A 14,244-nucleotide genomic window follows, 5' to 3' on the forward strand; every position below is an offset into this window, starting at 1 on the left:
GTTTCGCGGCCTCGTAGATGCGGCGCGCCGCCATATCGTGATATTGCACGATGGCGGCCTCCGCATCGCGCTCAACCGTCCTCTGCGTCTCGCGCACGAGCTCGCGTGCCTGATCGGCCGTGATTCGCTCGATCACCTGGCGTACATCCCCATGGCTGCAACGAGCGGGGCGGTGGTCGTCTGCGCTACTCATGGATTCATCCCTACGAACCGATGAATAATAGATCATAACGGACAATTCGGCGAGGTTCATCGCAAATGCGCCGAGCGCGGGCTGCCTTAGATCGACATATCGACCGCCGTTCGCCGAGTCCCGTAGGGGTCACCATCTGCGCTCAAGAGCGCAGAATTGCGCGATCAAGCCATTCTTTGCCGCTCGCTGGTACAGCGCACAGGTACAGCGAGCACTGAAATGGCCCTAATGGCGACACCCTGGAAACACTCTTTGACCGGCGTTTATTACCTGTGCCGACAGAAAAGCTGCGCCCCGCATTCGACGGCAAGGCGCTGTGGAAGGTACTTGCCGATCGCCCTCGCAATCTCCGACTTCGTCAGGCCGGACGCCAGCTGGCGTCCAATATAGTCAGCAATCTCGCGCGAGGTTAATTCGTCGCGTTGCAGGTTCTCGATGACCTGGTCGGCTTCGCTGTAATCCGCGTCGACGAAACCGGGGATCGTCGTCTTACCAGCAAGCTTGGAGGCTCGGTAACGCCGCGCCCCATGGTTGATGATGTACCGGCCCTCGGAGTGAGGATGAGGGCGAACGGAGATCGGCGTTTTCACGCCTCTTTCGCGGATCGTGGCCGCCAACTCGTCAAGCTTGCTCCGATCGAAATGCTGGCGCGGCTGGCTGGGATCTTCATCGATCAGGTCGATGGGAATCTCCATGGCGGCCCCGGTCGGCTCGGACGCCAGCGGGGATGGCGCGGCGAGAAAGCCAGACAGATCGCCAAGATCGCCGAGCCCCAGCGTCGATGGCGCTACGGTTGCTTTGGATCCTGCGGCTGCGGCCGGCTTACCCGAGGGTTTGGACCTGCTGCCCATTACGCAATCTCCATCTTGTTCTGAATGTACTCGGCCATCGCTCGCACCTCACGGGCGGCCGGGCGGGCGGACGTCCGCTTTATGGCCCAAACAGGGCTTTGCGTTGCCAGCCCATCGGCAATGCTGCTGCGATAGCCGATGGGTGTCGGCATGATAAGCTCGGGGTAGGCATCCATCAACTCGGCAAGGTGACGGGCATGGCGCGGGTTGCGGCCATCGACCTTCGAGGGGATCATCCCGAGAAACCCTCGGCTTGCCGTGGTTCTTGGGGAAGAACGGCCGCAGCCGCTCGAACTGCTCATCCGTCAGCCAAAACAGGTCGCTCATTCCGGTCTCCTTGCGGAGCCTGAATCAGACCGCAACGCTCTCATCAATAGGTCCTGACCCTAAGGGCCAGGCTAAGTCTCAGCGTTCGATCAGCCGCTACGACGGTTTGAACCGCGCCGGGTTTGTCGGAGGCCGCAACTCCTGAGAGGAAGGGGCTATGACGAGCAAGACGACCAACAAGTTTTCGCCTGAGGTGCGCGCACGTGCGGTGCGGTGCGGAAGGTGCTGGACCATGAGAAGGATCATTCGTCGCGGTGGGCCGCGGTGGTGTCGATCGCGGCGAAGATCGGGTGCGCGGGGCAGACGCTGCACGAGTGGGTGAAGAAGGCCGAGGTTGACAGTGGCATGCGCGCCGGGGTGCCGAGCGATGTTGCCGACCGAACGAAGGCGCTGGAGCGGGAAAACCGCGAGCTGCGCAAGGCCAACGAGATCCTGCGCAAGGCATCGGCGTATTTTGCGATGGCGGAGTTCTACCGCCGAGCGAGGTGATGGTGTCGTTCATCGACGCGCATCGCGAGGTATACGGGGACGAGCCGATCTGCCGGGTTCTACCGATCGCCCCGTCCACCTATCATGCTTACGTTGCCAAAAAGCTTGAGCCGACCAAGAGGTCGCCTCGGTTTCGGCGTGACGATGCGCTTGGGCCGGAGGTGCGCCGCGTGTTCGAGAAGAATTCCCGCGTCTACGGCGTCCGCAAGGTGTGGCGACAGCTGCGGCGCGAAGGGTTTGACATCGCCCGTTGCACCGTTGCCCGACTGATGCGGGCGATGGACCTAGCTGGCGTGATCCGCGGCAAGCCGGTGCGCACCACTATCAGAGACAAGGCGGCACCGTGTCCGCTCGACCGGGTGAACCGGCAGTTCCGCGCGCCGGCACCGAACATGCTGTGGGTGTCGGACTTCACCTAGGCAGCGGACCCGTTATGCACCGATCCAGATGCGGACGGACGCGAGCTTGATGGCAGCGAGGAAGTTGTCCGGCCTTCGGTCGTAGCGTGTTGCAAGGCCGCCCATCTGTTTGAGGCGGTTGAAGAAGCGCTCGACGCGGTTGCGTTGACGATAGAGCCGACGGCTGAAGGCCAAGGTGGCCTTGCGCGTCGAGCGCGGCGGGATGTTGGCCCAGGCACCTCGCGTGGCCACGAAGGCGCGGATGCCGTCGGTGTCGTAGGCCTTGTCGGCGATGACCGTCGCACCGGGCGCGACGGTCTCGAGCAGCTTGGCCGCCATGGGCGCGTCGCCAGCTTGCCCGGCGGTGAGTTCAAGGCGCACGGGCCGCCCTCCGTCATCGACCAGGGCGTGGATCTTGGTCGTCAGGCCGCCTCTCGAACGTCCCATGCAAGGATCGGCAGATCCCCCTTTTTGCCCGCAGCCCCATGCTGATGGACGCGGACGCAGGAACTGTCGATCATCACGATGTCGCCGTCATAGGCGCGGCTCACGGCCTCCAGCAGCCGGTCCCAGACACCGGCGGCGCGCCAGCGCGTGAAGCGATTGTAGAGCGTGGTGCGCGGGCCGTAGCGCTCGGGGATATCCCGCCAGGACGAGCCGGTCCGGAACCGCCAGAGGATGCCGTTGATCACCCGGCGGTCGTCCACGCGCGGCACGCCGTGGCTGTTGCGCGGCAACAGCGGCTCGATCACCGACCATTCGTGATCCATCAGTTCATGGCGACGCATACCAACCTCCTTCTCAGGAGATTGAATCAGATAAGCCCCAAGCCGTGAACCCCGTTATGGGGACACCGCCTAGGTCGCGACCTGGGCGGCGTTCGTCTACGTGGTGTTCGTCATCGACACCTACGCTCGCCGGATCGTTGGCTGGCGCCAGTCGGAGTGCACATGCCGGCTTCGTCCTGGATGCGCTCGAGCAGGCGCTGCATGACCGACGGCCGATGCGGGGTGGTGGCCTCGTCCACCACTCCGACCGCGGCAGCCAATATGTGTCGATCAAGTACGCCGAACGCCTTGCCGAAGCGGGGATCGAACCGTCGGTCGGCAGCGTCGGCGACAGCTATGACAACGCTTTGGCCGAAACCATCAACGGCCCCTACAAGGCCGAAGTTATCTATCGCCGTGGGCCGTGGCGCAGCTTCGAGGCGGTCGAGTACGCCACGTTGGAATGGGTGGACTGGTTCCATCATCGCCGGCTGCTCGAGCCTATCGGCAACATCCCGCCCGCCGAAGCCGAAGAGCAATACTATGCCGCCGCGAACATCGTCGATATGGCGGCGTGACTCACATCCAACAGCCTCCGGCAAACCCGGCGCGGTTCAGTTTTGCGCGATACGAGTGAGCGCTTCGACTATACAAACTTGTTCCTCCCCGGCCATTTCGTCGAGGCTCAGTGACATGGCGGGCTGATAAGTCGGTCAGGTACGGCGGGTTGCCGGCTGCGAAGACAAGATCGGCTCCAGCGGCGATCGCACCCGGCTTTACAGCACCAAGGCACATTCCTTATCCTTAGGTCGGTTCCACCGCGGCAGATTGATCAGACACATGGTAGACGGTGAGCCCAGCAATTCCCGCAACCCGATCGCCGCAGCAACCGAACCGAAGACAATTGCAAGAAACATCGTTCGTCGTTGGGTCCGCGATACCGCTGACGTCATACTCAGCCAAATTGGCGAGGACGCCATCCGCGCATCCTGCGATGCCACGGCCCACTTGCCTGCACTGGTCGAGGGCAGGTCCGCGCCGACCATCATAGCGGATGTCGAACGATCGATCGCGACATGGGACGCGCCCCCACCGCCACCTCGCTTTCAGTGGCTGCGGGGCCGTCAGCATTCCGCCGCCCGCGCATCGACCAAAGACATCGACACGCTGGTGATGCGCCTGGATGCCGAACGGGATGAATCCACACGGCGGATGATCCTTCTGACATCGACCCGTAATCGCTTGGCCAAGAGCGCCGACGGATTGGAACAGGCTTTGACGACGCTCGAACTGATGCGGCCCATGATCGAGTCCGCTGCTCGGGAGCTACGGGTGGAGCAACCGGAACGCGCCGCCGCCATGCAGGATCGCGGATCTGCCATTTTACTGGAGCGCGAACAGGCCCTGCTCACCCAACAGGCTATTCACCAGCAGGCGACGATGACGCTGGACCTGCTGATCGCCAATCAGAGCGTCCTCGACAAGGCGATCGTCCAGGCGCGCACCGCAACGCTGTCGGCGCTACAAGTCGCCATGGCGGCGCGACAGGTTATGAGCGATCAGACTCAGACCGATCCAGGCCTCGCCGCCGAGCGCGCTCGAGACAAGCTCCGTACGGCCTTGGCAGAGGCGCGCCAAGCTATGGAAACAATGGCATTGCGTGACAATTCGCCCAGCCCGCTAGATTTGTAGCCACTGCATGCAGTAGGCTTGCGCCCAGATGGAGGCGACAAGCGCAAAACATGGTCTCGGGGTTCTTTGATCGGATCGCCAATTGGCTCTCGGCCCCCGGTGACGTGTCGGCCACCCCGGCCCCTGCCCCCGTTCCGAGCAGCCCTGCCATCAGCCCGGATGACGAACGCCTCCCAGATGCGTCGCGCCCGCGCGTGGCGCGGCTCGTCTCTCTCATTGCTGATATCGAGGCGCGCGCGCGCGACAATAGCCTGTTGGTCTCGGCATTGGCCGAGGTTCGCCAGATGCGCGACACGCATCTGCCGCGACTGATCGCCAGCTACGCCGAAATTCCCCCGTCCCACCGCGCGGAGATTTTTCGCACGACTGGTCGCTCGGCGAGCTATAACCTCAACGAGGCGCTTGATCGCATGGTCGCCCGAGCGGAGACGTTGTCACGATCGATGGCGCAGGACGACATCGACAGCTTCGCCGACAATCTCCGCTTCATCGAGCAGCGCTATGGTGACAACGACCCCGCCTGATACCGCGTGGCTCAACCCAGCCGCATTGTCGGGGTGAGCCACACCGTGCCACGCCCGGAAAACACGAAGACCAGCCCCTCACCGCTGCGCATCGCATTGCGCAGCCCCCTGACCAGCGGGCGAAGTTCGACCTGGAGCCCGGCCGAATACATCAGCATCAGATCGCCATCGACGATCAGCTCGTCGCGTCCATCCAATTCGACCATCTCGATCTCGTCGACTGGCACCGGCGACTCCACGACGAAGGCTCCCGCGCCGGTCAGCTTCGGTTGCATCAGGCCATTGCCCGACAGGACGCCTTGTACGGATCGGTGGATATGGGTCGACACCGCGATATTGCCGTCGCAGGCATAGAAGGCCCCATCGTCGAGGATCAGCGCATCCTGCGGTCCATCCATTTGCGCCAGGATGAAATGCTTGGGCGTCGCCTCGGTCCAGACCTCGCCCTGCCCGGCATAGCGGGTCGCGAAGGCGCTCTCGCCGGTTCCGGCGGAGGTAATAGCGCGGGCAAAAAAGCCACCGGCACCGACATTCTTCTGAATGTCGATCTGCAACCGGCCCTTGGCATATTGCAGGGCACCCGGCTCCAGCAGCGCCGCACCGCCATCGAGCACGATCCGCAGCTGACGCGCGGTGGCGGGATGCGGCGGGTGAAGGTGGATGGTGGCGGCGGTTCCGTTGGGCGAGGCATTGGGAACGTGCACCGGCGTGCCGAGCGCGTGGCTCTTTCGCACGAACTGATACAGTTCGAAGCGGACGCCGTGGCCGACCTGCTCGTCAATCTTGGTCCGATAATCGCTCATGCTACTCTCCCTAATGTCTATGCGCGCAGCGATATGGACGCAGGGGGTGCGATGGGATCCGCCACGCCGAAGGCATCGGCGCGGGCGAGGATCCGCTCGGCCCAGCTGCGATGGGTCGATGGTTCGCACATGACCCCATGATGGGCAAACACCGCCGCACTGTCCGCGGCCAGGATCGCCTGTGCCTCCCGCCATTGGTGCGACGGCACCGCCAGCGCAGCCTGGATCACCGCCACCTGATCGGGATGGATCGCCGATTTGGTGAACAGGCCATGCTCGACATCGCGCTGCACCTCTTCGCGCAACAGCGCCGTGTCGCCGAACCGCTCGAACACCGGCGCGCTGAGGGCAAAGCCCCATGGCGCGAAGCTGCTGACCAGCATTCCGATCACCGCGCCCAGCGGCCCGTCATAGGCGGTTCGCCCCTCAACGCGGCGCAACCCCATCGTCTGAAGCAGATCATTGCCGCCGATCCGCAATGCCAGGACGCGATCCTGCACCGCCAGCAACTGATCGCGCAGCCGCCGAAGCTCATAGGGGTCGAGTGTCTCACGTGTCTCAAGCGTCGGCATCAATCGATGTCCCGCCGCATAGGGCAGCGAAAGATAAGCGGGCATGTTGTCGGCATGGGCCTTCGGGAGGACGAAGCCCTGAACCCGTTCGATGCCGGGCAGGTGAAGGATATGCTCCAGCATGGTGCCATGACGCGGCCGGATGAAAACGATCGGATCGCCGGGGGCGGCTTCCCGCTGCGCGATCCGACGCAGCAGCGCCGCCAGATGCGCCATGGCCGCTGGAACATCGCGGTCGAGAACCGCGTCCTCCAGGCACAGCACCGCCGAGCGCAGCCCCGCCACGGCAGTCGGGCCAAACAGCCGCTCGAACAGATCGTGCCGGGTGCACGGCATGTACAGCGTCGCGCCCAGCGTCATGGCGGACATCATGAGTCGTTCCCCAGGCTGCGGATGATGGCGACCGCGCGATAACGGCTGTCATCGCCGAGGTTCGAGACCGGCACGCCACCACGGTCGGCCAAGTGGAGCAGATGCGCGACATCGGGATCGTCATGATCGCGGACCAGCAACCGCTCGGGCATACGACGCAGCAGGGCACGGGTTGCCTCGGCGATGCCCGGCTTGATCCGGTTGCGGTCGGCGGTCCGCGCCAGGACGAGCAGGCGCGCGACCATCGCCTCGCATGCGTCGCGCAGCGCCGGTCGCCGCACCTCATGTCTCTCGATCGGCTGCACCAACGCGCGTAGCGCCACGGGTGTCAACGCATCGACAAAGGCTCGCGAACGGTCGGCGGCGGCAAACTGCGGATAGGAGACGCAGGCATGAAAATCGTCCGGTCCGACCAGATCGTCGCGCAGGATCGACCGACTGACCAAGCCCGAGACGATCCCGTTGAGCAGGCCCGAAGCGATCAGATAATCGTCGTCGGTCGCCGCAATGTCCGCCTGCCCGGCGGGATCGGCGACGACCGCCAGCACCGGCGTAAAACCGTGGGGCCGGTCGGCGAGGCTGACACGCAATTCCTGCGCGATCGCCCCCTTCCCCGTCCAGCCGTCGACAAAGACGACATCGGCCGGATCGTGGCGATCAGCGATGTGGCGCAGCGCGTTCCGGTCGATGCCGCGATCACGGATGATGCTGACGGCATAGTGATCCGCCACATGCCCGGTGGCACGCAGCACCCGCGTCAACAACACCCCGATCGGTGTGCCCGCACGGGCGAGGCTGGCGATCACCACGGGCCGACCGGGACGGCGCGCTGCCAGATGCGCGGCAAGGCTCGCAACATCCTGCGCCAGCCGCGCGCCGTTGCGCGCCAAAGCCTCGTCGTACAGCGAGAGATAGGTGTCGCCGGGCACGGCTTCGGGTGCGATCATCTCCGAATAATGGCGGCGGCCCGACTGGATGAGCGCCTCTTTCTCCGCGACGGCCGTGGCGTCGAGTGCGACCGGCTTGAGCAGGAACGTCACATCCTCGGGCGCATAGCTGCCCGAGAACGGCGCTCCCGCCAGGAGGGCGGCGGGATCAGCCGCCACGTAGCACCTGCCCGCCCAATTGCGACCCCACAGGCATCATCGCGAAATCGCATACCGCCATGAAGGGTGCATCGGTCAGGCTGTCACCGATGCCCAGAACCGGCAGATCGCCATGCTCGGCACGCAGCCGGGGCAGCAGGCGCTCGACCGCGTGCCGCTTGCCCAGATAGGGCGGCATCAGCGCGATATTGTTGCCGTTGCGGTGATCGGTCCAGCCTGCGGGCAGGCTTGGTACGGCGGCATCGACCACCTGGTTCAGCGACACACTATCCGCCGTCGCATGTTTGACCAGGACATACAGCGGCACATCATCTTCGGTCAGGACGCGAACGCGGATCGCCTGCCCCAGATGTTCGGCCTCGGCTGCAATGGCGTCGGCATAACCGGTCAGCTGGGCGACATGCGCATCGGCACTGGCGGCAATGCGGGCGGCCCATTCCTCGTCCACCCGCCCATGGTCGTCGAGGATCACCCCGCCATGCGCGCAGATCGCGGCGGCGAAGGGAATACGAACCCGGCGCAACGCATCCAAGCTGCGCGCCGTCACCGGGATAAATCGCGTTGTCCGCGACAACCAGTCCAGAAACCCCATCTGGCGGGGCGTTGCATAGCTGAGCGGGTCACCCTCACGGGTGAAGCCCAGCGGCGTCAGCTGATCAGACGGCACATTCCCGGGACATTTCCCGATCGTCTGAAACAGTGTGTCGTCCAGATCGACGAATGCGATCGCCCCTATCGTCATCGCCACCCCAGAACCGATGCATCGAGCGCGGAGATCAGCGCCGGATCGACACTGGCTATCGGCGTTTCATGACAAATCCAATTCGCGCGCCCATCGGTCGGATCGGCATTGTAGAGATAGTTGGCGACTCCGGTGTCGTAATTGTCGCCGAAGCACAGCTTTGTCGTCATCGCGCCGCCGATCCGCGCCGGGCTGCGGCTCGTCGCCTGCACCACCACATCGCGTCCCGCTGCCTCCAGCCGTTCGGCGAGGCGGAAGGGCAGATAGGTGAACTCGCCGGTGCCGATGATCCGCAGGGGCTGCGCCCCGCGGGGCAGAGGCTCGACTGGCAGGGTGTCAGGGGAGTCCGGCCGCCCCAGTCGTCCGTAATTGACATGCGTCGCCATGGTGCCGAGCGATCCCGCCCGCGCCTCGAAACCCGGGTCGGCACGGTGGTCGGTGGCGGGCGTCCAGTCCAGCCGTCCGCGAAGCAGCGACACGATTTCGGTCGGACGGGGCATGTCTCTCGAGCGATCCGCGCCCGCCGTCCAGTCGGTCAGCGTCGCGACCACGATCCTTTCAACCTCCGGCCATTCTGCGACCAATGCAGCCGCCAGGTTGCGGACGGTAGTACCCGTCGAAATCTCGTCATCGACGATCACCAGGGATCGCGGACATGCCAGCGCCTCCGCTTGCGGGCGATAGATGAGATGTGCCGAGGCGTGGCTGTGCGGCTCCTCGAAACGGCACAGCAGCGGCGCGTCGACCATTTGCCGGGTGGAATGGATGAAGCCGCCATCCGCTCGCCCCGTCTGACGCCGCCATTCCTCGTGCAGCGTCTGGCCCAGGCAAACCGCCGTCTCCGCCAGGCCGATGACCAGCACCGGACCAGGCAGGTCAACAGGGAGGGTGGAGGCGAGGTCGCGAACGCTGCGTCGCATGACACTGGGCCGCGCGGGCACATGCCGCCCCAGCACGCGCGACACCACCAGGTAACCGCGCTTGGGATTCTCTCGCGCCGCAAAGTCGCAAAGCGCTTCCAGCGGCCAGCGGCTATGCTCGACGCGGACGATGAGCTGCCCGGTCGGCAGAGCAATGCGATGGGGTGAGGGCGCGAGGTCCGGCACGGCCGACATGAGCTAAGAGTGTCCCAATTGAACGACCGCATAAAAAGCGATCCCGCCGCTCGTCCCGGCGGGATCGTATCGTCAACCTGGCGTCAGATATTGACGCCGAGCGACTGGGCGAGTGGTCCGAGGCCGCCGGCGAAGCCCTGGCCGATCGCCTTGAACTTCCATTCGCCATTGTGGCGATACAGGTCGCCGAAGATCATCGCCGTCTCGGTCGACGCATCTTCCGACAGGTCGTAGCGCGCGATCTCCGTACCGCCATCCGCGTTGAGCACCCGAATATAGGCGTTGGACACCATGCCGAAATTCTGGCGGCGTCCCTCGGCGTCGTGTATGGTTACCGCAAAGCTGAGCTTCTGGATGTCGGCGGGAAGCTGATCGAGACCGACGACCACGACCTCGTCATCGCCGCTCCCCTCGCCGGTCAGATTGTCGCCCTGGTGGACGACCGCGCCATTCGCACCGTTCTTGTTGTTATAGAACACGAAATCGGCATCCGAGCGCACCCGGCCACTTTCGTTCAGCAGGAATACGCTGGCATCGAGGTCGAACGCGCTGCCATCGGTCACGCGCGTGTCCCAACCCAGCCCGACCCGCACGCCACGCAGGCCCGGTGCTTCCTTGGTCAGGCTGACATTGCCGCCCTTGGAGAGAGAAACTGCCATCTTTGCTATCCTTGATATGGTCGGCGATCAGCCGACATTGACGCCAAAATTGCGGGCCATGGGAGCCAGGCCGCCCTTGAAACCCTGGCCGACCGCGCGGAATTTCCACTCGCCATTATGGCGATAGACTTCGCCGAAGATCATCGCCGTCTCGGTCGAGGCATCCTCGGACAGGTCATACCGTGCGATCTCGCGACCGGTGGCATCGTTCACCACGCGGATGAACGCGTTGGACACCATGCCGAAGCTCTGGCGCCGTGCCTCACCATCATGGATGGTGACGCTGACGGCAATCTTCTGCACGTCGGCGGGCACCTTGCCCAGTTCCACCTTCAACGCCTCGTCGTCGCCGTCACCCTCGCCGGTGCGGTTGTCGCCGGTATGTTCGACCGAGCCATCCGCCGAGCGCAGATTGTTGTAGAAGATGAAGTCGGCGTCCCCACGCACCTTGTCGCCTGCAGCCAGCAGGAAGGCGCTGGCATCGAGGTCGAAATCGGTGCCGTCGGTGGTCCGCGTGTCCCAGCCCAAACCGATAAGGATATGGGTAAGACCGGGTTCTTCCTTCGACAGGCTGACATTGCCGCCTTTGGCCAGACTGACTGACATGGTTTTTCCTCTCTCTTGATCGTTCAGATGGACAGGCGTTCGCCCGTCGGCGCGACCGGGACAGCATCCTCCAACGCAACGTCGCCATCACCCTCCCGACGATTGGCGCGGATCGAGGCGAGCAGCGCCATGCCGATAAAGGCCGCGCCGATCAGACCGGTGACGGTTTCGGGTACTTCGACCCGGACCGAGATCAGCATGATCGCGGCCAACGCGATGATGGCGTAGAATGCACCATGTTCGAGATAGCGATATTCGGTCAGGGTGCCCTTATCGACCAGCATCACCGTCATCGACCGGACGAACATGGCACCGATACCCAGACCCAGCGCGATGATGAAGAGGTTGTTCGACAGCGCGAACGCGCCGATCACCCCGTCGAACGAGAAGCTGGCGTCCAGCACCTCGAGATAGAGGAACGCCGCCAGCCCCGACCTGGCGACCGCGACCGTGGCAGCCGCATTGCCCGAGGCCGGTTCCTCCTCTTCCTTTTCCAGGACCGTACCGATCGCCTGCACCGCGATATAGGCGAGCAGCCCGAAGATGCCCGCGGTCAGGAAGGTCATGGCTTCTGCCGGTGGAATGGCGCGCGAGATACCGTACAAAGCGATCAGCACGATCGCGATCGCCAGGCCGGAAATTCGCGACAGGCCGGCAAAAGGCCGCTCGATCAGACCGATCCAGTGCGAGTCCTTTTCTTCGTCGAGGAAAAAGGTCAGCCCGACCATGGCCAGGAACGCGCCACCAAAGCCCGAGATGCCGACATGCGCGCCGGTGATGATCCGTTCATAGGCGACCGGATCGGTGGCGGCGAGCACCACCGCATCGATCGGCCCCAGCCGCGCCGCGATCGCGACGATGACGAGCGGGAACAGGATGCGCATCCCGAACACGGCGATGATGATGCCCCAGGTCAGGAAGCGCCGCTGCCAGACTGGCGTCATATCGCGCAGCACGGTGGCGTTGACCACTGCATTGTCGAACGACAGCGAGACCTCCAGCACGCCGAGCACCAGCACGATCCACAATATGCCGAGCGTGCCCGCGACATCGTGCGTCAGCGTCCAGCCGATCCATGCCCCGATGGCCAGGCAGATCGCCGAAAAGGCGAACGATCCCTTGAAATATTTAAACATTGTTCCCCCGTATGCCGCCGGCCACGATCGGGCAGCCTTAATCCTTGCTACCCGCGACCCAGCGCAACCCCCAGCTGAAGCGTTCGTCAAGAACCTGCTGGTCGCGGACATATTCGACGACCCGCGTCGCCTTGAGCCGGCCGCCGTCATTCTCGATCAGGACGATGCCGCACACGCGACGGTCATTGCGCCCCTCGGTCATGCGGACCTCGATCGGTGGCTGGTCCGGCATGGTGACCGTCACCACGCCGTCGGTCTGCTGCCAGTTGGGAACACCGTCATAGATGTTGGCGAAGACGACGATGCGACGCAGGTCCGACCAATGGGCACCATTGATGCGCATCGTTTCGCCCTGCGACACATCGCCGGTGCGATCGTCACCCGACAGCGCGATATAGGGCGGTTGATCGAAACCACCGAATGCCCGTCCCAGTGCCTGTACAACGCCCTTGCGACCATTGGTCAGCTCGAACAGGCATCCAAGGTCCAGATCGATCGCGGTGCTGCCGCCGAAAAACGCCTTGCGACCACGCGACCAATTGAGGTTGACGATGATCTCGCCGAAATGGCTGCCCTTCTTCTCCAGGCTGACCGTCTGGCCTGGCTTGTCGAGCGTGACCTTGCTCAGGCGAACCGGCGGTGCGGCCGGGGGTGGCGGCGGCGGCGGTGGTGGAGCGACCTCCTCGGCCACCTCGATCCCGAAGGATCGCGCCAAGGGGGCAAGGCCGCCATTGAACCCCTGCCCCACGGCCCGGAACTTCCACTGGTCGCCACGGCGATAGAGTTCACCCAGCACCATCGCCGCTTCGGTCGCTTCAGCCAGAATCGGCCGATAGCGGATCGTGTCACCGCCGCCCGCCGGGGTCACGGAGATTTCAGCATCGGCGAGCAGCGCCAACGTCTGCCCCTTGGCCTGCGCCTCATGAATCGTCACACAGAAGACGATGCGTTCCAGCTCTGCGGGCAATTGCTGCAGATCGACGGTAAAGCCGCCGCGCGGCCCGGTACGATCACCGAAGCGCACCGCACCGGCCGCACCATCGGGCTGGTTGTAGAATACCATGTCGGCATCGCCACGAACCTTACCGCTGGCGGTCAGCAAATAAGCGGACGCATCCGCCTCGACGTCGCGCCCCGATGGTATCGCCCACGAAAAGCCGACAGCCATCTGGCTGCCGGTGACCGGCGTGTTGCCGCCCTGTTGAAGCTCGGTCATGCCCCGCAATTTCCCGCCTGGACGATGGTTCAGAGAACGGCGTTGATCGCGGAATTCATGTCGTGGAACGTGCGCCCCGTGGTCCGCTCGCCCAGCGCCTTCATATCCCAGCCCGGGCCATTGCGGGTCAGCTTGGCCATCACCTGCCCGGTGTGGCTGCCCTCCCCCGTCAGGTCGTAGCGCGCCATCTCGCGGCCCGTGGTGAGGTCGACCAACCGGCAATAGGCATTGGCGATCCGCTCGAAGCTGTCGCCCTGAAAGCTGTTGACCGTGAAGACCAGCGTCTGAACCGAGGATGGCACGCGCGACAGATCGACATTGATCGTCTCGTCATCGCCGTCGCCCGCGCCGGTGCGATTGTCGCCGCTATGGACGATGCTGCCGTCCTTGCTCGACAATTGGCGAAACCAGACCTCATCGACCATGCGGCGGTTGCCATCGAACAGCAGGCACGAGGCATCCAGATCGATGTCGCCGCCACCGCCGCCGAACATACCGAACAGCCCCTTGCCCTTGCGGACGTCCCACCCCAGTCCCATCGCAACCTTGGTCAGGCTGCCACCATCGGACTTCGCGAGTGAGACCGTCTGTCCCTTTTGCAAGCTAACCATATACGATTGTCGCCCCAGTTAGATTTACGGATGGTGGCGCGAACAGTGACATAAGGTCAAGGTCG

15 protein-coding genes, 3 pseudogenes and 1 other annotated feature are annotated in these 14,244 nt (G+C 64.1%); of the genes and pseudogenes, 4 read left to right on the forward strand and 14 right to left on the reverse strand.

From position 1 onward, the window contains the following. Positions 1–459: 459 nt before the first annotated feature. The 3 genes and pseudogenes from HD841_RS14340 to HD841_RS14350 form a co-directional block, all read right to left on the reverse strand. A complete protein-coding gene (locus HD841_RS14340) occupies positions 460–1,044 on the reverse strand; it encodes a ParB/RepB/Spo0J family partition protein (RefSeq protein ID WP_257015591.1) in 585 nt (194 codons plus the stop codon). Then, positions 1,044–1,280, reverse strand: coding sequence for a hypothetical protein (locus HD841_RS14345; protein WP_257015639.1), 237 nt, complete (start codon positions 1,278–1,280; stop codon positions 1,044–1,046). Before HD841_RS14345 ends, HD841_RS14340 begins: the two co-directional genes overlap by 1 nt. After that, positions 1,264–1,371, reverse strand: a pseudogene (locus HD841_RS14350) (IS5 family transposase); the annotation flags it as partial. The gene HD841_RS14345 and the pseudogene HD841_RS14350, both read right to left, overlap by 17 nt. A gap of 157 nt (positions 1,372–1,528) precedes the next feature. On the opposite strand from HD841_RS14350, the pseudogene HD841_RS14355 reads away from it, so the two are divergent. Beyond that, positions 1,529–2,276: pseudogene (locus tag HD841_RS14355) on the forward strand (IS3 family transposase); the annotation flags it as partial. Next, positions 1,818–1,934: a sequence feature (AL1L pseudoknot), on the forward strand. It overlaps the preceding pseudogene by 117 nt. A gap of 15 nt (positions 2,277–2,291) precedes the next feature. On the opposite strand, the gene HD841_RS14360 reads toward HD841_RS14355, so the two are convergent. Continuing rightward, a protein-coding gene (locus HD841_RS14360) for an IS5 family transposase (protein WP_179509570.1) occupies positions 2,292–3,046 on the reverse strand; the annotation gives its coding sequence in 2 pieces (ribosomal slippage) (positions 2,292–2,717 and positions 2,720–3,046; 753 coding nt in all). A gap of 73 nt (positions 3,047–3,119) precedes the next feature. Here HD841_RS14360 and HD841_RS14365 point away from each other — a divergent pair. From HD841_RS14365 to HD841_RS14375, 3 genes and pseudogenes are all read left to right on the forward strand, one after another. Continuing rightward, positions 3,120–3,603 (forward strand): annotated as a pseudogene (locus tag HD841_RS14365) (DDE-type integrase/transposase/recombinase); the annotation flags it as partial. 262 nt (positions 3,604–3,865) lie between these two features. Further along, entirely contained in the window at positions 3,866–4,717 is an 852-nt protein-coding gene (locus HD841_RS14370) for a toxic anion resistance protein (protein ID WP_179509571.1), read from the forward strand. Between the two features lie 194 nt (positions 4,718–4,911). Next, positions 4,912–5,241: a hypothetical protein gene (locus HD841_RS14375; RefSeq protein WP_257015592.1), complete on the forward strand. Its 330-nt coding sequence runs from the start codon at positions 4,912–4,914 to the stop codon at positions 5,239–5,241. A gap of 11 nt (positions 5,242–5,252) precedes the next feature. On the opposite strand, the gene HD841_RS14380 is transcribed toward HD841_RS14375, so the two are convergent. The 10 genes from HD841_RS14380 to HD841_RS14425 form a co-directional block, all read right to left on the reverse strand. After that, positions 5,253–6,044 carry an AIM24 family protein gene (locus HD841_RS14380; RefSeq protein WP_179509573.1) on the reverse strand — a complete coding sequence of 264 codons (792 nt, stop codon included), beginning with the start codon at positions 6,042–6,044 and terminating at the stop codon, positions 5,253–5,255. A gap of 17 nt (positions 6,045–6,061) precedes the next feature. Next, the gene (locus tag HD841_RS14385; protein WP_179509574.1) at positions 6,062–6,988 is read right to left on the reverse strand and encodes an HpcH/HpaI aldolase/citrate lyase family protein; all 927 of its coding nucleotides are present in this window, start codon (positions 6,986–6,988) and stop codon (positions 6,062–6,064) included. Further along, complete coding sequence (locus HD841_RS14390; protein ID WP_179509575.1) at positions 6,985–8,094, reverse strand: cysteine protease StiP domain-containing protein; 1,110 nt, start codon at positions 8,092–8,094, stop codon at positions 6,985–6,987. Before HD841_RS14390 ends, HD841_RS14385 begins: the two co-directional genes overlap by 4 nt. Continuing rightward, entirely contained in the window at positions 8,084–8,836 is a 753-nt protein-coding gene (locus HD841_RS14395; RefSeq protein WP_179509740.1) for a hypothetical protein, read from the reverse strand. The genes HD841_RS14390 and HD841_RS14395 overlap by 11 nt, the downstream gene beginning before the upstream one ends. Continuing rightward, entirely contained in the window at positions 8,833–9,951 is a 1,119-nt protein-coding gene (locus tag HD841_RS14400) for a phosphoribosyltransferase domain-containing protein (RefSeq protein WP_179509576.1), read from the reverse strand. Before HD841_RS14400 ends, HD841_RS14395 begins: the two co-directional genes overlap by 4 nt. An 83-nt stretch (positions 9,952–10,034) precedes the next feature. Continuing rightward, complete coding sequence (locus HD841_RS14405; protein WP_179509577.1) at positions 10,035–10,610, reverse strand: TerD family protein; 576 nt, start codon at positions 10,608–10,610, stop codon at positions 10,035–10,037. Between the two features lie 27 nt (positions 10,611–10,637). Beyond that, positions 10,638–11,216 (reverse strand): TerD family protein, encoded by a 579-nt coding sequence (locus tag HD841_RS14410; protein ID WP_179509578.1) that lies wholly within the window; start codon positions 11,214–11,216, stop codon positions 10,638–10,640. Between the two features lie 23 nt (positions 11,217–11,239). Beyond that, positions 11,240–12,352 carry a DUF475 domain-containing protein gene (locus HD841_RS14415; RefSeq protein ID WP_179509579.1) on the reverse strand — a complete coding sequence of 371 codons (1,113 nt, stop codon included), beginning with the start codon at positions 12,350–12,352 and terminating at the stop codon, positions 11,240–11,242. A gap of 37 nt (positions 12,353–12,389) precedes the next feature. Next, complete coding sequence (locus HD841_RS14420; protein ID WP_179509580.1) at positions 12,390–13,568, reverse strand: TerD family protein; 1,179 nt, start codon at positions 13,566–13,568, stop codon at positions 12,390–12,392. Between the two features lie 29 nt (positions 13,569–13,597). Then, positions 13,598–14,179: a TerD family protein gene (locus tag HD841_RS14425; protein ID WP_179509581.1), complete on the reverse strand. Its 582-nt coding sequence runs from the start codon at positions 14,177–14,179 to the stop codon at positions 13,598–13,600. Positions 14,180–14,244 lie beyond the last annotated feature (65 nt).

Source organism: Sphingomonas melonis (assembly GCF_013409985.1).
In the GTDB taxonomy this organism is placed as follows: domain Bacteria; phylum Pseudomonadota; class Alphaproteobacteria; order Sphingomonadales; family Sphingomonadaceae; genus Sphingomonas; species Sphingomonas melonis_A.

Coding starts and splice junctions, on each gene's coding strand:
- HD841_RS14340 (WP_257015591.1), bottom strand. CDS start 1,044: ATGGGCAGCAGGTCCAAACCCTCGGGTAAGCCGGCCGCAGCCGCAGGA.
- HD841_RS14345 (WP_257015639.1), bottom strand. CDS start 1,280: ATGATCCCCTCGAAGGTCGATGGCCGCAACCCGCGCCATGCCCGTCAC.
- HD841_RS14370 (WP_179509571.1), top strand. CDS start 3,866: ATGGTAGACGGTGAGCCCAGCAATTCCCGCAACCCGATCGCCGCAGCA.
- HD841_RS14380 (WP_179509573.1), bottom strand. CDS start 6,044: ATGAGCGATTATCGGACCAAGATTGACGAGCAGGTCGGCCACGGCGTC.
- HD841_RS14385 (WP_179509574.1), bottom strand. CDS start 6,988: ATGATGTCCGCCATGACGCTGGGCGCGACGCTGTACATGCCGTGCACC.
- HD841_RS14395 (WP_179509740.1), bottom strand. CDS start 8,836: ATGACGATAGGGGCGATCGCATTCGTCGATCTGGACGACACACTGTTT.
- HD841_RS14400 (WP_179509576.1), bottom strand. CDS start 9,951: ATGTCGGCCGTGCCGGACCTCGCGCCCTCACCCCATCGCATTGCTCTG.
- HD841_RS14405 (WP_179509577.1), bottom strand. CDS start 10,610: ATGGCAGTTTCTCTCTCCAAGGGCGGCAATGTCAGCCTGACCAAGGAA.
- HD841_RS14410 (WP_179509578.1), bottom strand. CDS start 11,216: ATGTCAGTCAGTCTGGCCAAAGGCGGCAATGTCAGCCTGTCGAAGGAA.
- HD841_RS14415 (WP_179509579.1), bottom strand. CDS start 12,352: ATGTTTAAATATTTCAAGGGATCGTTCGCCTTTTCGGCGATCTGCCTG.
- HD841_RS14420 (WP_179509580.1), bottom strand. CDS start 13,568: ATGACCGAGCTTCAACAGGGCGGCAACACGCCGGTCACCGGCAGCCAG.
- HD841_RS14425 (WP_179509581.1), bottom strand. CDS start 14,179: ATGGTTAGCTTGCAAAAGGGACAGACGGTCTCACTCGCGAAGTCCGAT.